Below are 18,016 nucleotides of genomic sequence, written 5' to 3'. Positions count from 1 at the left end.
ACGGTCGTGCGATGAACGCAGGCGCCGACCGGCTGCGCCCGGACTGGACGACGCTTCCGGTGCTCCTGCGCGCGCGCATCCTCGCCGCCATCGGCGGTGAATTCGTCGGCGATGCCCGCGCTCATGGCGGATTCAGCGCCGGTTACGCCGGCGTCGTGACGACGACCTCCGGACGCGCCTTCGTGAAGGCGTGCGCCGCCGATTGGCACCCTGATTCGCTCCGTTTTCTCCGTGACGAGATCACGAGCATGGCGGTGCTGCCCTCCGCGATCTTGCCGCGGGTGCGCGCGGTCGTCGACGACGAGACGGGAGCCGCTCTGGTGCTCGAGGTGATTGAAGGCCGGCATCCAGGAAGTCCGTGGCGTTCGGATGATCTGCACGCGATAGCGAGAAGTCTGCGACACCTCGCAACGAGTGCCGCGCCCAGCACGATGACACGCACCGAGCACCGCTCTGTGCCCGGATTCACTCGTTGGCAAGAGATCTCTGAAGACGATCGAATTCTCGGCGGTCTCCCCGCACGGCTGCAGGAACGGATGCCGGAACTGCACGACCTCGAGCGCCGCTTCCCCGCCGCAGTCAGTGGCGACGCGATCGTGCACAACGACGTACGAGCAGACAACATCATGATCACGGATGGACGCGCACAGCTGCTGGCCTGGCCGCATGCGCGGCGAGGGGCGGCATGGATCGACCTGCCTTTACTGCTGCCCAGCATCGAAGCGACCGCCGGCCCGTCGTGCGAGGACGCCTGGTCGATCTTCGAGGAGCACGGTGCCCCTGCATCGGAGGCGATGCTTCCCGTGATCTCCGGCTTCGCGTCATTCCTCTGGTTCAGTCAGGCGCAGCCCGAGATCCCCCAGCTGCCGGGATTGCGCGCTTTCCAACGCTCGCAAGCAGTACCGGCGCTGCGCTGGCTCGACAGGCTGGTCTGAAGCCGAGATCAGCGGCGCGCGCCGACCCGGTCGAGGAACCGTTCGTGGAAACGCTTCTCGCCCGTGATCTCGGGGTGGAAACTGAGGCCGAGCAGGTTCCCCTGTTCGACGGCGACGACACGTCCATCCGGCAACGCGGCGAGGACCACTGCAGCCGATCCGACGGTTTCGACGACCGGACCGCGGATGAAGGCGGCCTTCACCGGTCGAGCACCGAGCACCGGAACATCGAGCTCCGCCTCGAACGATTCGACCTGCCGGCCGAAGGCGTTGCGGCGCACGACCACGTCGAGCCCGCCGAACGACTCCTGACCGTCGATCGCGTCCACGATCGAGTCCGCGAGCATGATAAGCCCGGCGCACGTACCGAGGACAGGCATTCCGCCGGCGATCGCGTCGCGGACGGGCGCCTGCATCCCGAAAATCCGCGACAGCTTGTCGATGACGCTGGACTCCCCACCGGGGATTACCAGCCCGTCGACGGCTGCGAGCTCGCCAGGGCGCCGGACGAGCGAGACGTCGGCACCAAGTTCCGCGAGCAGGGCGGCATGCTCGCGCACGTCGCCCTGCAGCGCGAGGACGCCGACCCGGGGCTTACCAGCCACGCTCTGCGAGGCGGTGCGGCGCGGGCAGGTCGCTGACGTTGATCCCAACCATCGCTTCGCCCAGGCCACGAGACACCTCAGCGACGACCTTGGCATCGTCATAGAAGGTCGTCGCCTTCACGATTGCCGCGGCACGCTCGGCAGGGTTTCCGGATTTGAAGATGCCAGAGCCGACGAAGACGCCGTCGGCACCGAGCTGCATCATCATGGCGGCGTCTGCGGGGGTCGCGACTCCACCGGCGACGAAGAGGACCACAGGCAGCTTGCCCGTCTCCGCGATCTCGGCGACCAGCTCGTATGGCGCCTGCAGCTCTTTGGCCGCGACGTAGAGTTCGTCCTTCGTCTTCGAACGCAGCACGTTGATCTCGCTGGTGATCGTGCGAATGTGCTTCGTCGCCTCAGACACATCCCCCGTGCCCGCCTCGCCCTTGGAACGGATCATCGCCGCGCCCTCGTTGATGCGGCGCAGCGCCTCGCCGAGGTTGGTGGCACCACAGACGAATGGGACGGTGTAGCCCCACTTGTCGATGTGGTTCACATAGTCGGCAGGTGAAAGCACTTCGGACTCGTCGATGTAGTCGACGCCGAGCTCCTGGAGAATCTGCGCCTCGACGAAGTGGCCGATGCGGGCTTTCGCCATCACCGGGATCGAGACCGTCGCGATGATGCTGTCGATCATGTCAGGGTCACTCATTCGCGAGACGCCACCCTGAGCGCGGATGTCTGCCGGCACCCGCTCCAGCGCCATGACTGCGACGGCACCGGCATCCTCAGCGATCTTGGCCTGCTCCGCCGTGACCACGTCCATGATGACGCCGCCCTTCAGCATCTCGGCGAGGCCGCGCTTGACGCGCGCCGATCCGGTGGAGGAATTCTGGTCTGCAGCCATGAGCTGGTCCTTTCGGGTATCCAAACATCAACATTGATCTATGCCAAAAGATAGCACCATGTTGGCAGCCCCTAGACTCGGATGTCGAGGGGTGACATGAACGACGAGATCACTGGCACGACGGCCGCCGATATTGCGATGAGCGTGCGTGAGCTACGCGAGCGCGGCGTCTTGCGCCCCGGTACCGTTCTGCCGCCTGTCCGCGAGCTCGCAACACGTCTCGGCGTCAACCGCAACACCACGGTCGCCGCCTACCGCCAACTCGCGCAGGCGGGTCTCGTGGTCAGCCGAGGGCGGGCAGGCACCATGCTCGTCGAACACGACACGGTCGCCCAGGAGGGCTATGCCGCCGACACTGTTCTGCGCGATGTCGGCACCGGGAACCCCGATCCACGCCTCATCCCCGACCCGACCCCTGTGCTGGCGAGCGTGACTGGTCGCCCCGTGCTCTATGGCGAGCCCGTCATCGATCCGGCGCTCGATGCTTGGGCACGCGCGTGGGTCTCCCCTGATCTGCAGTCGGCGGATTTCCGTATCACTATCACCAGCGGTGCGGTGGATGCGGTAGAACGACTGCTCGCGCAGGCGCTGACCCGCGACGACGCGGTAGCTCTTGAGGATCCGTGTTTCCTTGCCAGCATCCACACTGTGCGTCTCGGTGGCTATCGGGCGGTTCCCGTTCCCGTCGATGATGAGGGGATGACGGTCGAAGGTCTGCGCGCAGCGCTGGATGCAGGAGTCCGGGCCGTGATCTGTACGCCTCGGGCGCAGAATCCGACGGGTGCGAGTCTCTCCCCCGAACGGGCTGTCGCATTGCGCGCCGTGCTGGCGGAGCATCCGTACGTCTTGATCATCGAAGATGATCACTTCTCAATGCTGTCCGCACAGCCATACGAGAGCCTGATCGGCCCGGAGCACAAGAGATTTGCGCTGCTGCGTTCAGTGTCGAAGTTCCTCGGCCCTGACATGTGTCTTGCCGTTGCGGCCACCGACACCGAGACCGCCGAACGCCTCGCGATGCGATTGAGCCCAGGGACGACCTGGGTGAGCCATCTGCTGCAGCGCCTGGCGTTGGGCTTGCTGAGCGACAGCGAGGTTCGCGCCTCGATTCGCGCCGCGGGCGGGCACTACGCCGAACGCAATGCCGACTTCGCCGGGCGGCTCAGGGCGCACGGGATCAGCACCCACTACGCCGACGGCATGAATCTCTGGGTCGAACTCCCGATCCACGCGCAGACAGTGTCGGAGCGTCTCATGCGGCGCGGCTGGTTGGTGCGCACCGGCGACGGATTCTCGCTGTCGGATCGGGATACGCCATCGCGCCACCTGAGGCTCACCGTGCACGATCTCTCGCCCGAGGATGCCGAGCAGCTGGTCACGGATATCGCGGCGGCGGTGCGGTGATGTGCACGAGCGCAGCCCGCAGCAGTGAGAAGATCGAGGGATGAAGATCCTCTCGATCCAGTCAGCTGTCGCCTACGGCCACGTGGGCAACTCCGCCGCTGTCTTTCCGCTCCAGCGCATCGGCGTCGATGTGATTCCCGTCAACACGGTGAACTTCTCCAACCACACCGGCTACGGGTCGTGGCGCGGGCCCCTGATCCCTCCCGCCGATGTGGCGGATGTCATCACCGGCATCGAAGAACGCGGCATGTTCGGCGAAGTGGATGCGATTCTCTCCGGCTATCAGGGCGGCGAGGGCATCGGTGATGTGATCATCGACGCCGTCGCGCGGGTCAAGGCGGCAAACCCGAAGGCACTGTATGCGTGCGATCCGGTGATGGGCAATGCGAAATCCGGATGCTTTGTCGCGCCGGCGATTCCTCTGCTGCTGCGCGAGCGCGTTGTCCCAGTGGCCGACATCATCACGCCGAACCAGTTCGAGCTCGGATTCCTCACCGGCACCGAACCCGACACCCTCGAATCAACACTCGCCTCAGTTGATGTGGCACGCGCGATGGGGCCGTCAACGGTGCTCGTTACGAGCGTGGAGCGCCCCGACCGCGAAGCGGGCACGATCGAGATGCTCGCAGCTGACGATGACGGTGCGTGGATCGTACAGACTCCGTACCTGCCGATGAAAGCCAACGGCTCAGGCGACGTCACCGCAGCTCTGTTCACCGCACACTACGTCGAGACGGGCAGCGCGAAGATTGCGCTCGAGCGCACGGCATCGAGCGTATTCGATTTGCTGCAGCTGACGCTGGATTCTGGAGACCGTGAGCTGAAGCTCATCGAGGCGCAGGAATCATACGCGCACCCGAAGTTGCAGTTCACAGCCCGGCAGGTTCGCTAGGCCCGATCTAGCTGACGGCAGGCGCTGGCCAGGCATTCGCGACGGCCTCACGCACTTCTCCGAGCAGCTGCGGCAGCGCCTTCGTCTTGGCGATGATCGGGAAGAAGTTCGCATCCGACTGCCAGCGCGGCACAATGTGCTGGTGCAGATGCCCGTCGACGCCTGCTCCGGCAACTGCACCCTGGTTCATGCCCAAGTTGAAACCGTCGCAGTTCGAGACTTCTCGGAGCACACGCATCCCGATCTGAGTGAGCTCGCCGATCTCGGCGACCTCCTGCGGCGTCGCCTGGTCGTAGGTCGCGATGTGGCGATACGGGCAGACAAGCAGGTGGCCCGAGTTGTACGGGAACAGGTTCAGCAGCACGTACGCGGTCTCGCCGCGCGCGACGATGAGGCGTTCCGCATCTGGGTGCTTCGGCGCCTCACAGAACGGGCACTCCTCACGCAGCGGCTCGGGCCCCGCCTGGATGTACGCCATCCGGTGCGGAGTCCACAGTCGCTGGAAGTCGTCAGGGACACCGGCAAGATGCGCGGCATCCTCGACAGCATCCCCGTCGGTCACGCCAGATCCTCCGCAGTGTGCACGAGTGCGTGCGAATCGATCGCCGCTCGAATGCGAGCCACGGCATCCGCGATGGGAACGCCGTTCTGCTGGGTGCCATCACGGAAGCGGAACGAGACGGTACCGGCTTCTTGATCCTTCTCTCCAGCGATGAGGATCAACGGCACCTTCGAGGTGGTGTGGTTGCGGATCTTCTTCTGCATGCGATCGTCAGAGTGGTCGACCTCAGCGCGTACGTCGCCGGAACGCAGTTGCGCGATGACGCCGTTCAGGTAATCGCCATACTGTTCTGCGACGGGCACGCCGACCACCTGCATCGGGGCGAGCCACACGGGGAAGTCGCCGGCGTAGTGCTCGAGCAGGATCGCGAAGAACCGTTCGACTGAACCCAGCAGCGCGCGGTGAATCATGACGGGCCGGTGCCTCTGCCCGTCAGAGCCGGTGTACTCGAGCTCGAAGCGCTCAGGCTGGTTGAAGTCGAGCTGAATGGTCGACATCTGCCAGGTACGGCCAATGGCGTCGCGCGCCTGCACCGAGATCTTTGGGCCGTAGAAAGCAGCGCCACCCGGGTCGGAGACAAGCTCGAGTCCGGATGCCACAGCGACCTCACGCAGCGACTCAATGGCGCTGGTCCATTGCTCTGGATCGCCGAGGAACTTCGGATTGCCCTCTTCATTTGTGGACAGCTCGAGGTAGAAGTCGTTCAGACCGTAATCGCGCAGCAGATCGAGCACAAGATTGAGGTTCGTGGTGAGCTCTTCTTGTACCTGATCCTGGGCGACGTAGATGTGCGCGTCATCCTGGGTGAGACCACGCACTCGAGTGAGTCCGGACAGCGTGCCGCTCTTCTCGTAGCGGTACACGGTCCCGAACTCAGCGAGGCGCAACGGAAGCTCGCGGTAGGAGCGACCACGGGAGCGGTAAATGAGGTTGTGGAACGGGCAGTTCATGGGCTTCAGGTAGTAGTCCTGGCCCTGCTTCGTGATGTTGCCGTCCTCGTCGGTGACCTCGTCGAGGTGCATCGGCGGGAACATGCCGTCCGCGTAGGTCTGCAGGTGACCGGAAGTCTCGAACAGATCCTTCTTGGTGATGTGCGGGCTGTTGACGACGTCGTAGCCGTTGCGCAGCAGGTGGCGACGGAGGTTCTCTTCGATCTCGTAGCGGATGATGCCGCCCTTGGGATGGAAGACGGCAAGGCCAGAACCGATTTCGTCCGGGAAGGAGAAGAGGTCCATCTCGACACCGAGCTTGCGGTGATCGCGACGCTCGGCCTCTGCGATGCGGTCCTTGTACTCGCGCAGTTCGTCCTTGGTCGGCCAGGCCGTTCCATAGATGCGCTGCAACTGCGGGTTCTTCTCGCTGCCGCGCCAGTAGGCCGCGGCGATGCGGGTGAGATCCCAGCCGTTGCCGATCATGCGAGTGCTCGGCAGGTGCGGTCCTCGGCAGAGATCCTTCCAGATGACCTCGCCGTCCTTGCTGACGTTGTCGTAGATCGTCAGCTCGCCGGCGCCGACCTCGACGGATGCACCTTCGGCGGCTTCGCTGTTGCTGCCCTTGAGTCCGATCAGCTCCAGCTTGAACGGTTCATCGGCAAGCTCTGCCCGTGCCTCGTCATCGGTGACGACACGGCGGGTGAAGCGCTGCCCCTCGCGGATGATGCGCTGCATCTCCTTCGAGATCGCTTTGACGTCTTCCGGCGTGAATGGAGTGTCGACGCCGAAGTCGTAATAGAAGCCGTCAGTGATCGGCGGGCCGATACCGAGGTTCGCTTGTGGGTTGATCCGCTGCACCGCCTGGGCGAGCACGTGTGCCGTGGAGTGACGCAGAATCGCCAGTCCGTCTTCGCTGTCAATCGTGACCGGTTCGACGTCGTCGGTCTCAGTCACAGTGACTGCGAGATCCTTCAGCTCGCCATTGACGCGCATGGCGACAACGGATCGATCAGAGAACAGGGCGAAGCCGTCATTCGGCTGGGCATTTTCAGGCACAGATCACTCCATAAGGTCGTTCCCCAGATTACCCGCCTTGAATGGGCCCCGTTAACGAAAAGTGCTCCCGAAGGGTGGAAGCCCCCGGGAGCGGCGAACACGTTCGTCTAGAAGGGACGACGCGTGAACTCCTCAATCATCTCACATCTCGGCGCGACTCGGCGCCGTCAGATTCCTTTGATCCAGGTGACATCGGGTTAGCCTCGTTCCCATGGGACTGTTCAGAAACGACCCGCAACGGGTGCAATTGCAGATGCCAGAGGTTGAACTGAAGGCGTCCCGCGCGCCGTGGAGTCTTTGGGCTGACGGCTTTGGACGTCTCGGCATCCGCTCAGTTCAGATCATCGTTGTCGTCGCCGTCGCGGCCGCGATCATCTTCGCCATCCAACAGATCACCCTCGTCGCAATCCCCGTCATGATCGCGCTGATCCTCGCCTGCGCGTTCAACCCGGTAATGAATTGGCTGCGACGGCGCGGAGTTCCGTCGCTGCTGGCGACCATGATGACACTTCTCGGGATCGTCATAATCCTCAGCGCGCTCGGCTGGTTGATCGTGTGGGCCGTTCGCGATCAGTGGGATGATCTGTACTCCCAGGCGGAGGAAGGCGTCCAGCATCTGATCACTTGGGGCAAGACGTTGCCGTTCGACTTCCTCAAACCCGAGCAGATCGATGAGTGGATCAACACCCTCACCGACTTCGTCACAAGTGCACAGTTCGGATCCGGAGCGATCGCCGGCGTCGGCGCCGTCGCCAGCTTCGTCACCGGAGCGGTTCTCATGGTGACGATCCTGTTCTTCTTCCTCAAGGACGGACCGCAGATGTGGGAGTTCCTGCTGCGCCCGTTTCACGGTCAGAACTACCAGCGGGCACGCCGAATCGGCGACAAAACCGTGAGCACCCTTGGCTCCTATGTGCGCGGCACCGCGACGGTCGCGGCCGTCGACGCCATCGGCATCCTGATCGGTCTGCTCATCTTGCAGGTGCCGCTCGCGCTGCCGCTTGCCGTTCTGGTCTTCCTCCTCGCCTTCATCCCCATCGTCGGCGCCACCGTCGCAGGAATCCTCGCGGCCCTGGTGGCATTGGTCGCCAACGGCTGGGTGAACGCGCTCGTCGTCGTCGGAGTCGTCGTGCTCGTCAACCAGCTCGAAGGCAACTTCCTGCAGCCCGTCTTGATGGGAAGATCCATGAAGTTGCATGCCTTCGTCATCCTGGTCGCCTTGACCGTCGGAACAGTGCTCGGAGGAATTGTGGGCGCAGTGCTCGCCGTTCCGATCACCGCCGCATTGTGGGGCGTCATCCAGGTCTGGGACGGCCCACACACGCCCGTACGCTGGGCGCGCGAAAAGCGTGCTGTCGCCGACTGATCACTGAATTCGCACGTGCCCTACGGTTGCAACCCGGCAATCGCTGGTTTGAAGCCGAGCCGGGGGTTTTCACAGCAGCCGGGACGACACACGTCGAACCAAGGCCCGATGTTGGTGGAGTTGGCGCGCTGCTGTGCAGGGCGCCCAGAGACTCTTTCCTGCACGAGATCAACGAGCGCCTGCACAAACGCAGGGTTCGTGCCAGGCGTGGGGGTGCGCGTAACCCACAGTCCGAGCCGGGCCGCCGTTTCGCGAGCCTCCGTGTCGAGATCCCACATGACCTCCATATGGTCGCTGACGAACCCCACGGGGACGATCAACACCGCGGTGCGTCCTTCGAGCGCTTCGAGTGCATCGTTGATGTCGGGCTCGAGCCAAGGCTGCGACGGCGGGCCGGATCGCGACTGGTAGACGAGCTGCCAGGAGATCCCCGGAGCAGCTTTGGCGATGACCTCCTCAGCGACAGCGAGGTGTTGCGCGGCGTAGCCTCCCCCATCGACGTCGGCGAAAAGGCCAGCGCCGGATCGAGCCGCATCGTCCGTCGGGATGCTGTGCGTGGAGAACAGCACTTCGATTCGCGAGAAGTCGTGACCCTCCCGCACCGCTTCAGCCACGCCTTCGCGCACCCCGTCGATGAAGGGCTGGATGAAGCCCGGGTGTGAGAAGAACTGCCGAACCTTGTCGATCTGGAGGGTCCGTTGCAGTCCGGTGGCCTCCAGGGCATCGGCCCAGTCCTCACGGTACTGACGACACGAGGAGTACGACGAGTACGCGCTTGTCGGAATCGCGATCATCGTCCTGACGCCGTCCCGTGCAGCTTGCGCGAGTGCCTCGTCGAGATAGGGAGCCCAGTTACGGTTGCCCCAGTAAACAGGGAGGTCAAGACCTGCCTGTGACAGCGCATCTTGGAGCGCCCGCTTGAGTTCGCGGTTTTGTTCGTTGATGGGGCTGACCCCGCCGAACTGCCGATAGTGGTGTGCGACTTCTTCGAGCCGCTCATCGGGGATACCTCGCCCGCGCGTGACGTTCCGCAAGAACGGTAGAACATCGTCTTGTCCTTCGGGGCCACCGAATCCGGAGAGGAGAACCGCGTCGTAGCTCATCGGCTGGGTGGCGTGTTCTGGACCGCTCCGCGTCGCCTCTGTGGCGCCTGGAACGAGAGAGCCGGCTTCCAGATGCACACGCGAAGCAGCGGGCGGTTTCGTGTCGCGACGGTCAGGTGTGTTGCTCATGGTGATGATTCCTCCAGATCACTGGCTTTTCTCAGACTGTGAGACTGCGCGGTAGTGGGGCGGGCATCGACTTTCTCCCAGTCTGCGATTGACCCGTCGATGACGATGAAACTCGGATGTGGGTCGGGGAACGCGATGCTCTGCCAGCGTTCCCATACGGAGGGGCTGCGTAGTCGCAGTTTGGTGAGAAGATGCGTCCACTCGTACGTGAGCTGCGCGTCGTTGACGGTCAGCCGTGCTTCAGCACCCACGGTTCGAATCTTTTCTCTGGCGAAGTGATACCCACGCGCGTCTGCCTCGTCGACGATGGCGCCGAGGTAGTCTCCGATCGCTGCTCGCGGATTATCCGTTTGTTGGAAGCGCCGCAATTGAGGATGGTGAGAGTAGCCTCGGCCCGGTTCAGTGATCACCGCTTGGGCGAGGAGCCCCTCGCGCCAGCACGCTGTAAGCGCTTGGCGGTCGAAGTACCGTGGATGCATCGACCACAGCCTCATGTTGCATCCACCATCGTCTGCTCGGCGTCCCGCAAGATGCTGGCGGCCATGCCATTGAAGATGATGCCGTGGAACGGTAGTAACACGGCCCAGTACAACCGGCCGGTGAGCCCCTTCGGGAAGTACACGGCGCGCTGGCGGTAACGACTTCCGTTCTCGGTCGGCTCCACTCCCAGCTCGAGCCAGCCGCGACCAGGCATCCGCATCTCGGCCCTCAGACGCAGCATGCGTCCTCGATCGATGGACTCAACCCGCCACACATCGATCACGTCACCGCTGTTCACCCGCGACGGATGTCGTCTGCCACGACGCATGCCGACTCCGCCGACGATCCGGTCGATCCAGCCGCGTGCCGCCCATGCCAGTGGGAAGGAATGCCATCCCTTCTCTCCGCCGATTGCTTCGATCACGTCCCATACGGCGTCTGTGGATGCGGTGCTCTCACGCTCGCGCAGGTCAGTGAAGACGGTGTGGCCCGCCCATTCCGGATCACTCGGCAATGGATCGCTCGGTGCCCCAGGGACGGTGGCGCTCTGCCAGCTCGTTTCGACTTGGCCCTCAGCTTCACGAGTGAGTGCCAGACGCACTGATGTCCGATATGGGAGGAGTCCTTCCTCAGGCAGCGGGATGTACTTGTCGATGTCGGTTTCCTCAACGACGCAGTCGTTCTGAAGGGATGCGATGATCGGCACAGCAATCTGGCGAGGAACAGGGCTGACCAGGCTCACCCACTGAGATGCAAGCCACGGCGTGAGCACGGGTAGCGATGCGATGTGTCGTTGAGGAAGCCCGGCTTCGACTGCATATCCATTCATCATCTGCCCATAGCGCAGGATGTCTGGGCCGCCGATATCGAAGGTTCGGTTGAGTTCTTCTTCGATCGAGACGGCCTGCACCAGGTAACGGAGCACGTCGCGGATGGCTATGGGCTGCACATGGTTGCGCACCCAGCGCGGCGCGGGCATGTACGGAAGAACCTCGGTGAGATGGCGAATCATCTCGAACGACGCCGAACCGGATCCGATCACGATGCCCGCCTGGAACACGACGGCGGGCACAGCGCATCCTAGAAAGACCTGGCCGACTGCTGCTCGCGACGCGAGGTGTTTCGACAGCGTGACGTTGTCGGGGTGCAGACCGCCAAGGTAAACGATTCTTCCGACCTCCGCCGCGGAAGCGGCATCAGCGAAGACCTGCGCGGCCTCTTTCTCGGCGGTCACGAAGTCACGCCCGGCACTCATCGAGTGCACGAGATAGAACGCAACGTCCACGCCGTTCATTGCTCGACGGGTCGCGACTGGATCCGAAAGGTCGCCTTTGAATACACTTACCCGTTCCCGCCACGGGACATCTCGCAGCTTCCACGGGGCACGAACGTACACGCTCACCTCATGGCCGGCGTCAAGTAGCTGGGGAACCAGACGTCCACCGATATACCCGGTCGCGCCAGTGACAAGCACATGGGTCATGAAAAAAGTCCTTCCATCGCGCAGACGATGAGTAGCAAGGTGATTGCGAATCCCACTGCATAGTTGATGCCGAGAAAGCGGCGCCAGGCGCGGTTCGCCGTTCCCGATTGCGCATCATCTATGCGCAGATATGGTGCGGCGCTGACGATGTACGGTAGCGCGGCCAGCGCGGCCAGGTTCGCTGGCCATGGCGTGAAGAGCATGAGGATTCCGGCGGCAGTCCACAGCACCACCGCGATTCTGACGGTCGTCATGGCGCCGAGGGCGGTGGCGATGGAGCCGATGCCTGCCTCGCGGTCAGGCACGATGTCCTGCACAGCGCCGAACGCATGACTTGCCATGCCCCAACAGAAGAACGCGACCATGGTCACGACAATCGCGGGGGTGATGGTCGTCCCCGCGAGCGCGAGCGCGTAAAGCGCCGGGGTGACGAAGTGGGTACTCGAGGTGATCGAATCGAGCACCGGGATTTCCTTGAATCGCGGTCCGGGCACCGAGTACGCGAGGACAGCGAAGAGGCTTACGGCCAAGATGAGCCAGGAGATCGGTCGATCAGAACCGAGGACCACGAGGGTGATAACAAATGGCACAACGAGCACCGAGGAAGCGACGAGAGTCGCCCGGTGTAGTCGGGGTGGCAGCTTCGCGCCCTCAGCGCCGCCTTTTCGGGGATTCGCCAGGTCTGACTCGTAGTCGAACACGTCGTTCACGCCGTACATCGCCAAGTTGTACGGCACGAGGAAGAAGATGGTGCCGACCACCAACGACACGTCGATCCTCCCGGTCGTCAGAAAGTAGACGGCGGCGAATGGGTACGCCGTGTTGATCCAGCTCAGCGGCCGTGAGGCGGTGAGTAACGTGCGAATCATGGATGAGCCATCAGACATCGGTGCCAGCTCTCCTCTCTTGTGCTCCGCCGAACAGCTGCCAGACTCCGGCGATCAGCAGAGCGCCGGCAATCGGATAGAGAAAGTCCTCTACTGGCATGAGACCAAACCGGATGCCGGAGATCTCATCGGCGCCGTAATCGAAGAATCCGGCCGCCATCATCACGTTGTCGAACACGGCAGTCAGCACCAGGAGCGCGGCCGTTGTCACCGCCCACGAGGAGAAGTACCGCGTTACGGTTCCTCGCCGCCCCGCATGAACGACACCGACAGCGAAGACGATGAGTGCTGTGCCGACGAAGGGCAGCGACATGACCAGATATGTCATCGGTTGTCCTCCCTCTCTCGCCAGCGTTGCCAGCCGCTCATCAGAATGAGCGTGAGGTAGCAGAGAAACCCCAAGAAAAGGAGTTCTTCGACCGGGAAATCCGGCGCAAGAAGAATGCCGGTTGCCCATCGTGAATCGAGATGCCGGAACACTCCGAGACCGATGCCCACGGCATCCCATGCAATGAAGAAAATGACGCCGATGACGAGCGCCACTCCCCCGATCAGCGGACTACGGCGGAACACGAGCGCGAAGCGCAGGTCAAGCAGCACAAGACACACTGCGCTGACAAGCAGCGATGCCGCATAGACACCACTCATGACTCCTCCAGTGGTCCTGGCGAGTGGTCGCCTCGCACGTGCTTGAGGACCAGTTCTGCACTGATGAGACACATCGGCAGCCCGACTCCCGGCACGGAGGTCGCACCTGTGTAGAAGAGGCCATCAACCCGACGGGAACGAGTCACGCCGCGAAAGAACGCACTCTGACCCAGTGTGTGGGCAGGCCCGAGGGCGCTCCCTCGGAACGTGTTGAACTGCTCGGCGAAGTCCGCAGGACCCACGGTACGTCGCACGACGACGCGCGATGCCAGATCGGGAATGCCCGCCCACGTAGCGATCTGGTCGATGGCGCGGTCAGCGACCGCAGTCACCAGCTCATCGCCAGAGGAGCCAGTTCCGCCATGCCCGATGGTGGTGTCCGGTGGCAGCGGAATGAGCACGAACAGGTTCTCATGGCCATCCGGGGCCACATCGTCGTCGGTCGCGCTCGGCTTGCAGACATACAGTGACGGTGCCTTGGGAATACGCGTCGACGTTCCGAAGATCGCTTCAAAATTGTCGTGCCAGTCGTTGGAGAAGAACAGCGTGTGATGCAGCAGTTCCGGCAGCGCCCCATCGACACCCAGCATGATGAGTACGGCGCTCGGACTGGAGACCTGCTTGTCCCACCGCTTCGGTGGGTAGGAACGGTCGGCTTCCTTGAGCAGCACCGTCTCGGTGTGGTGTTCGTCGATCGCCGAAACGACGATGTCAGCGTGGAGCCACCGCATCTGACTGTCCCGCGTGAAACCGACTGAGCGAACGGAACCGCTTTCACTGGTGATGGTGAAGACATCGCTGTCGGTGAGAAGTTCGACGTTGTTCTCCCTTGCGATCTCGACGAGCGAGGTGACGAAACTTCGGAATCCGCCGAGCGGGTACTTGACCCCATCCACCAGGTCCATGTGACTCATCAGTTGGTACAGCGCGGGTGCGTCAAACGGTGATGTGCCGAGGAACACCGCAGGGTAGCCGAGGATCTGGCGCAGGCGCACGTCATCGAAACGGCGCGCGATGAACGTCCACAGCGAACGCGTGAGCAGCGGGAGAACGGCGGGCACGGAGGTGAGCACCTTCGCCGACAGGAAGTCTCGCCATGAAGAGAACGGGTTGTAGAGGAACGAGCTCACCGCCGCGTGATAGGTCCTGGTCGCAGACGCAAGATACCTGCGAACTCGGTCGCCTCCCCCGCGTTCACGGCTCTCGAACAGCGTTGCAGCCGCGTCCGCCCCTGAACGCACATCAATAGGACGCTCTGCCTCTCGCCCTTCTGGCTCGCCATAAATGCGGTAGCCGGGTTGAAGTGGCACCAGGTCGAGGTGTTCCGCCGTTGTCGTGCCCATCATGCGATAGAAGTGTTCGAAGACCTCGGGCATGAGGTACCAGGAGGGACCGGTGTCAAAGGTGAATCCGTCCTGTTCCCATGCCCCTGCTCTTCCACCGAGTTCGCTGTTCTTCTCGAGCACCGTCACTTGATGTCCGTCCCGGGCAAGAAGACAGGCGGTGGCGAGCCCGCTGACCCCTCCACCGATGACGACGACGCGGGACGCCTTCACCGGATTGCCTTCATTGCGAGCGCACGAGCCAGAATCCGCGCTTTCACGGAATTCGGAACTCGTACCCGGGTTTTGATCAGCTCAGACACCGGTGTCGACTCAATGCGGTCGGCGAGTTCACCGAACATTGCCCGCGCGGCCCATACCGACGCCCGGCAGCCTGGAGCCAGAAGCGGAATCGATTCGTCCGCGACGCGCAAGTCGTCCCTGATGGATGCAACGATGTCGGCCTTGGCCGCCTCAGTCAGTTCGTTCTCTGTCCCTGGGAAGTACGCACGGCCGAGGTCATCATGATCTCCAGCGAAGTCGCGGAGGAAGTTGACCTTCTGGAACGCTGCGCCAAGGCTGCGGGCACCGCGGTCGAGTCGCCCGCGCTCGTCGTCCTCGCGATTCATGCCAGATTCGAAGACGGCCAGACACATGAGTCCGACGACTTCGGCGGAGCCGTAGATATAGTCGTTGAGCTCTGTCTGGGTGAACACCGCGGATTCGAGATCTCGTCTCATCGAAGCGAAGAACGGTTGACACAGGTCCATGCCGATCCCATGTTCTCGCCCGCTCAACGCGAACGCGTGCACCACAAGGTTTGTGCTGAAGCCCAGCCGCAAGGCCCGTTCGGTCTCTGCTTCGAGTTCATCGAGCAGCACTGCGCGCGTTCGAGTATCTACTCCGGCCATCTCTGCCGGACCATCGACAAGCTCGTCGGCGATGCGCACCAGTGCGTAGATGCGGGCTATGTGATCCCGCACGGGGGCATCAAGCAGACGGCTAGCCCACGCGAACGATGTCGAGTATTCACGGATGACGGTTGAGGCGGCGGCAGTCGCCGTCGCGTTGTAGAGATCGAGGTCTGTGTTTTTCATGAGACACGCGAATTGCAGGCGGAGGTCAAAGTGAGCAGTTGGCTTTTCAGCGTTGCGGGCAGAGCCGCTTCCCGGACCAGCTGGTGGACCTCATCACAACGTTCGCGGATGAAGGATTCCACAAAAACCAGTGCTCCTGATTCCTCGATCACCCGCTTGAGCCGACGGCTGTCGGCGACGCTGAGTGCGCTGTCGCCGAAGAGGGATTCGACCTCCGCCCACGCCACGTCAGAGCGTGCATATGCGATCAGGAGGGTCTCTTTCCCTTCACGCAGGTCGCTGATAGTTGATTTGCCGGTTTCTCGTTCGTCTCCGAATAGGCCGAGTACGTCATCACGCAATTGGTAGATGACACCGATCCGCCGGGCGATGGCCGTCAACTCGTCGATGACGCTCGTCGTGGAGCCGGCAAGAATCGCCGCGAGTACAAGCGGGGCTTGAAACGAATACGCGGCGGTCTTCTGATCGACCATCGCCAGGACATCCTGCGCAGTCGCCTGCTGGAGACGCATGCTGAGCCAAACGTCGTAGTGTTCTCCCGCTGCGCTCTCGAATACAGTGTCATCGAAAACATCGAGAACTGCTTGCCGTCGCTCGTCGTGGATGTCGAGCCGCGCGAGAAGTGAATGCGCGAGGGTGAGCATGAGGTCACCGGCAAGTAGCGATGATGCCTCGCCCCAGGCGTTTGCGTCCCTTCGTGTGGTTCCACGGAGCATCGCTTCCGATGCGAACCGTCCGGAGATATTCATCTCGCCGCGCCGCATCAAGTCTTTGTCGATGACGTCGTCGTGGATCACGAGTGCGATATGTAGAAGTTCCATCGCGCATGCGGCATCCACGGCGACACGCTCGTCGATACCTCCGAGCGCTTCATATGCGCCCATGAGCAAGCGTGGTCGAATTCTCTTCCCACCCGCCGCCATCCGTTCCAGAGATTCCCAAAGCTTCGTGTACGGAGCGGAGAAATCTCGCGAACGTTCACGACCCTTCGCAAGCACTTCCATCAGCCTCGACTCGAAGGCGAGAGCGATGTCGTCGACCCGAGTAGACGAGTCAGACATCATCATCAACGTCCAAGGCAGCAGCGGGGAAATGTGAGGTAAGCGCAGGAAGATGCTCGATCAGCCAAGGGCTGAATGCCCAGGGAGCCGCTTCCGTTGCGGAGGTGAGCGCCGACACCGTCGTCCACTGCGTCTCGGCCACCTCAGCGGGGTTCGGATCCAAGGCTGACGCCGCCTGGGCGATGAATACCGGACAGTGTTCGTTTTCCTCAATCCCTGAGGCATCGCGCGCGGAGTATCCGAAATCGGGAAGCGCGCATACGATCCTGTCGACGGTGAGTCCGAGTTCGAAAGCGGCGCGACGTCTCACCGCACTCTCAAGCGTCTCACCAGGACCCGGGTGGCCGCAGAACGCGTTGGTCCAGACACCTGGCCACGTCTTCTTTTCCAGCGCGCGTCTGGTCACGAGAAGACGCCCATCAGCATCAACGACGTGGCAGGAAAATGCAAGGTGCCGCGGCGTATCGACCCCATGTACACTCTCCTTACTCTGGATGCCGACGGGGCATCCGTTGCTGTCGACCAGAACGACCATCTCCATCACTTGACCTCCGTTTCGTTAGCTAAGCGAGAGTTTAACGTAGCATAAGAAATGTATGCTGTGAAAGTGACCGAATCAGACAAGAAAGTTCCACAAAGCTCACAGCTGAGCTACTTTTCGAGCGATTCGGACCTCATTGACCGTCAACGGCTCTCCGATCAGGAGCTCGACCAGAGCATCCGCGTCATGGAAGCACTTCGCGAGTGGCAAGAAGCCGCCCGCACTCTGTCCGAGGCATCCAAGCGATACATGAAGCTCAACGAAAGCGACATGCGGGCGATCCGGATGATCATGCGAGCTCAGAAGCAGAATCAGATCGTCACGCCGAAGGACATCGCACGAGAAGTCGGGATATCCAGCGCATCTACGACGAAACTGGTGGACCGTCTCGTCGCCGGAGGCCATCTCGTTCGCGTACCGCATCCGAGCGACCGACGAACAATGTGTATCGAAGTCACGGAGCACACACGAGAATCAGCTCACAACACAATCGGCCGCCAACACGCCCGCCGATTTGCCGTCGCTGCCGGAATGAGCACGGATGACCGCGAAATAGTGATTCGCTTTCTCATGGATCTCGCCGAGTCCGATCATCCCCAGGGTGAGCTGGGCGACAGCCACTGA

General features: G+C 62.5%; 19 protein-coding genes. 5 read left to right on the top strand and 14 right to left on the bottom strand.

Annotated elements, in window-relative coordinates; translation table 11 throughout:
- The first annotated feature begins 11 nt into the window (after positions 1–11).
- The gene (locus AC1C2Q_RS18480; protein ID WP_495451317.1) at positions 12–935 is read left to right on the top strand and encodes a phosphotransferase; all 924 of its coding nucleotides are present in this window, start codon (positions 12–14) and stop codon (positions 933–935) included.
- Positions 936–943: 8 nt separating this feature from the next.
- On the opposite strand, the gene pdxT is transcribed toward AC1C2Q_RS18480, so the two are convergent.
- Both pdxT and pdxS read right to left on the bottom strand, forming a co-directional pair.
- Positions 944–1,540 carry a pyridoxal 5'-phosphate synthase glutaminase subunit PdxT gene (gene pdxT / locus AC1C2Q_RS18475; protein WP_495451316.1) on the bottom strand — a complete coding sequence of 199 codons (597 nt, stop codon included), beginning with the start codon at positions 1,538–1,540 and terminating at the stop codon, positions 944–946.
- Complete coding sequence (gene pdxS, locus AC1C2Q_RS18470; protein WP_495428877.1) at positions 1,530–2,429, bottom strand: pyridoxal 5'-phosphate synthase lyase subunit PdxS; 900 nt, start codon at positions 2,427–2,429, stop codon at positions 1,530–1,532. The genes pdxT and pdxS overlap by 11 nt, the downstream gene beginning before the upstream one ends.
- 96 nt (positions 2,430–2,525) lie before the next feature.
- Here pdxS and AC1C2Q_RS18465 point away from each other — a divergent pair, with 96 nt between their 5' ends.
- The gene (locus AC1C2Q_RS18465; protein WP_495451315.1) at positions 2,526–3,833 is read left to right on the top strand and encodes an aminotransferase class I/II-fold pyridoxal phosphate-dependent enzyme; all 1,308 of its coding nucleotides are present in this window, start codon (positions 2,526–2,528) and stop codon (positions 3,831–3,833) included.
- Positions 3,834–3,873: 40 nt separating this feature from the next.
- Positions 3,874–4,725: a pyridoxal kinase PdxY gene (pdxY, locus tag AC1C2Q_RS18460; RefSeq protein ID WP_495428875.1), complete on the top strand. Its 852-nt coding sequence runs from the start codon at positions 3,874–3,876 to the stop codon at positions 4,723–4,725.
- Between the two features lie 7 nt (positions 4,726–4,732).
- Here pdxY and AC1C2Q_RS18455 read toward each other — a convergent pair whose 3' ends face one another.
- Both AC1C2Q_RS18455 and thrS read right to left on the bottom strand, forming a co-directional pair.
- On the bottom strand, positions 4,733–5,287 hold the full coding sequence (locus tag AC1C2Q_RS18455; RefSeq protein WP_495428873.1) for an HIT family protein: 555 nt from the start codon (positions 5,285–5,287) through the stop codon (positions 4,733–4,735).
- Positions 5,284–7,212 carry a threonine--tRNA ligase gene (thrS, locus tag AC1C2Q_RS18450; protein WP_495431654.1) on the bottom strand — a complete coding sequence of 643 codons (1,929 nt, stop codon included), beginning with the start codon at positions 7,210–7,212 and terminating at the stop codon, positions 5,284–5,286. The genes AC1C2Q_RS18455 and thrS overlap by 4 nt, the downstream gene beginning before the upstream one ends.
- Before the next feature lie 274 nt (positions 7,213–7,486).
- On the opposite strand from thrS, the gene AC1C2Q_RS18445 reads away from it, so the two are divergent.
- Complete coding sequence (locus tag AC1C2Q_RS18445) at positions 7,487–8,641, top strand: AI-2E family transporter (protein WP_495428872.1); 1,155 nt, start codon at positions 7,487–7,489, stop codon at positions 8,639–8,641.
- Positions 8,642–8,661: 20 nt separating this feature from the next.
- Here AC1C2Q_RS18445 and AC1C2Q_RS18440 read toward each other — a convergent pair whose 3' ends face one another.
- The 10 genes from AC1C2Q_RS18440 to idi are packed head-to-tail and all read right to left on the bottom strand — an operon-like array spanning position 8,662 to position 17,386.
- Positions 8,662–9,873, bottom strand: coding sequence for a ferrochelatase (locus tag AC1C2Q_RS18440; RefSeq protein ID WP_495428870.1), 1,212 nt, complete (start codon positions 9,871–9,873; stop codon positions 8,662–8,664).
- A complete protein-coding gene (locus AC1C2Q_RS18435; protein ID WP_495451383.1) occupies positions 9,870–10,352 on the bottom strand; it encodes a pyrimidine dimer DNA glycosylase/endonuclease V in 483 nt (160 codons plus the stop codon). Before AC1C2Q_RS18435 ends, AC1C2Q_RS18440 begins: the two co-directional genes overlap by 4 nt.
- Positions 10,353–10,363: 11 nt before the next feature.
- Positions 10,364–11,836 (bottom strand): SDR family oxidoreductase, encoded by a 1,473-nt coding sequence (locus AC1C2Q_RS18430; RefSeq protein ID WP_495428867.1) that lies wholly within the window; start codon positions 11,834–11,836, stop codon positions 10,364–10,366.
- Positions 11,833–12,705 (bottom strand): prenyltransferase, encoded by an 873-nt coding sequence (locus tag AC1C2Q_RS18425; protein ID WP_495451314.1) that lies wholly within the window; start codon positions 12,703–12,705, stop codon positions 11,833–11,835. The genes AC1C2Q_RS18430 and AC1C2Q_RS18425 overlap by 4 nt, the downstream gene beginning before the upstream one ends.
- Positions 12,706–12,715: 10 nt before the next feature.
- On the bottom strand, positions 12,716–13,051 hold the full coding sequence (locus AC1C2Q_RS18420; protein WP_495428865.1) for a lycopene cyclase domain-containing protein: 336 nt from the start codon (positions 13,049–13,051) through the stop codon (positions 12,716–12,718).
- Positions 13,048–13,371, bottom strand: a complete 324-nt coding sequence (locus AC1C2Q_RS18415; protein ID WP_495428864.1) for a lycopene cyclase domain-containing protein — start codon at positions 13,369–13,371, stop codon at positions 13,048–13,050. The genes AC1C2Q_RS18420 and AC1C2Q_RS18415 overlap by 4 nt, the downstream gene beginning before the upstream one ends.
- Complete coding sequence (crtI, locus tag AC1C2Q_RS18410; protein ID WP_495451313.1) at positions 13,368–14,927, bottom strand: phytoene desaturase family protein; 1,560 nt, start codon at positions 14,925–14,927, stop codon at positions 13,368–13,370. Before crtI ends, AC1C2Q_RS18415 begins: the two co-directional genes overlap by 4 nt.
- Positions 14,924–15,790 carry a phytoene/squalene synthase family protein gene (locus AC1C2Q_RS18405; protein WP_495428862.1) on the bottom strand — a complete coding sequence of 289 codons (867 nt, stop codon included), beginning with the start codon at positions 15,788–15,790 and terminating at the stop codon, positions 14,924–14,926. Before AC1C2Q_RS18405 ends, crtI begins: the two co-directional genes overlap by 4 nt.
- Positions 15,787–16,851, bottom strand: coding sequence for a polyprenyl synthetase family protein (locus AC1C2Q_RS18400; protein ID WP_495451312.1), 1,065 nt, complete (start codon positions 16,849–16,851; stop codon positions 15,787–15,789). Before AC1C2Q_RS18400 ends, AC1C2Q_RS18405 begins: the two co-directional genes overlap by 4 nt.
- Positions 16,844–17,386, bottom strand: a complete 543-nt coding sequence (gene idi / locus AC1C2Q_RS18395) for an isopentenyl-diphosphate Delta-isomerase (RefSeq protein WP_495451382.1) — start codon at positions 17,384–17,386, stop codon at positions 16,844–16,846. The genes AC1C2Q_RS18400 and idi overlap by 8 nt, the downstream gene beginning before the upstream one ends.
- Positions 17,387–17,458: 72 nt before the next feature.
- Here idi and AC1C2Q_RS18390 point away from each other — a divergent pair, with 72 nt between their 5' ends.
- A complete protein-coding gene (locus AC1C2Q_RS18390) occupies positions 17,459–18,016 on the top strand; it encodes a MarR family winged helix-turn-helix transcriptional regulator (protein ID WP_495451311.1) in 558 nt (185 codons plus the stop codon).

This window comes from Microbacterium sp. Y356 (assembly GCF_059445355.1).
Note: the sequence above shows the minus strand (reverse complement) of the source record. Positions and strands in the feature narration are given on the sequence as shown.

Excerpts from the sequence above, each read along its gene's own strand:
- AC1C2Q_RS18445 (WP_495428872.1), top strand. The coding sequence starts at position 7,487 with ATGGGACTGTTCAGAAACGACCCGCAACGGGTGCAATTGCAGATGCCA.
- AC1C2Q_RS18440 (WP_495428870.1), bottom strand. The coding sequence starts at position 9,873 with ATGAGCAACACACCTGACCGTCGCGACACGAAACCGCCCGCTGCTTCG.
- thrS (WP_495431654.1), bottom strand. The coding sequence starts at position 7,212 with ATGCGCGTCAATGGCGAGCTGAAGGATCTCGCAGTCACTGTGACTGAG.
- AC1C2Q_RS18430 (WP_495428867.1), bottom strand. The coding sequence starts at position 11,836 with ATGACCCATGTGCTTGTCACTGGCGCGACCGGGTATATCGGTGGACGT.
- AC1C2Q_RS18435 (WP_495451383.1), bottom strand. The coding sequence starts at position 10,352 with ATGCATCCACGGTACTTCGACCGCCAAGCGCTTACAGCGTGCTGGCGC.
- AC1C2Q_RS18405 (WP_495428862.1), bottom strand. The coding sequence starts at position 15,790 with ATGAAAAACACAGACCTCGATCTCTACAACGCGACGGCGACTGCCGCC.
- AC1C2Q_RS18480 (WP_495451317.1), top strand. The coding sequence starts at position 12 with ATGAACGCAGGCGCCGACCGGCTGCGCCCGGACTGGACGACGCTTCCG.
- AC1C2Q_RS18425 (WP_495451314.1), bottom strand. The coding sequence starts at position 12,705 with ATGATTCGCACGTTACTCACCGCCTCACGGCCGCTGAGCTGGATCAAC.
- pdxS (WP_495428877.1), bottom strand. The coding sequence starts at position 2,429 with ATGGCTGCAGACCAGAATTCCTCCACCGGATCGGCGCGCGTCAAGCGC.
- pdxY (WP_495428875.1), top strand. The coding sequence starts at position 3,874 with ATGAAGATCCTCTCGATCCAGTCAGCTGTCGCCTACGGCCACGTGGGC.
- AC1C2Q_RS18400 (WP_495451312.1), bottom strand. The coding sequence starts at position 16,851 with ATGTCTGACTCGTCTACTCGGGTCGACGACATCGCTCTCGCCTTCGAG.
- idi (WP_495451382.1), bottom strand. The coding sequence starts at position 17,386 with ATGGTCGTTCTGGTCGACAGCAACGGATGCCCCGTCGGCATCCAGAGT.
- AC1C2Q_RS18415 (WP_495428864.1), bottom strand. The coding sequence starts at position 13,371 with ATGAGTGGTGTCTATGCGGCATCGCTGCTTGTCAGCGCAGTGTGTCTT.
- AC1C2Q_RS18465 (WP_495451315.1), top strand. The coding sequence starts at position 2,526 with ATGAACGACGAGATCACTGGCACGACGGCCGCCGATATTGCGATGAGC.
- AC1C2Q_RS18420 (WP_495428865.1), bottom strand. The coding sequence starts at position 13,051 with ATGACATATCTGGTCATGTCGCTGCCCTTCGTCGGCACAGCACTCATC.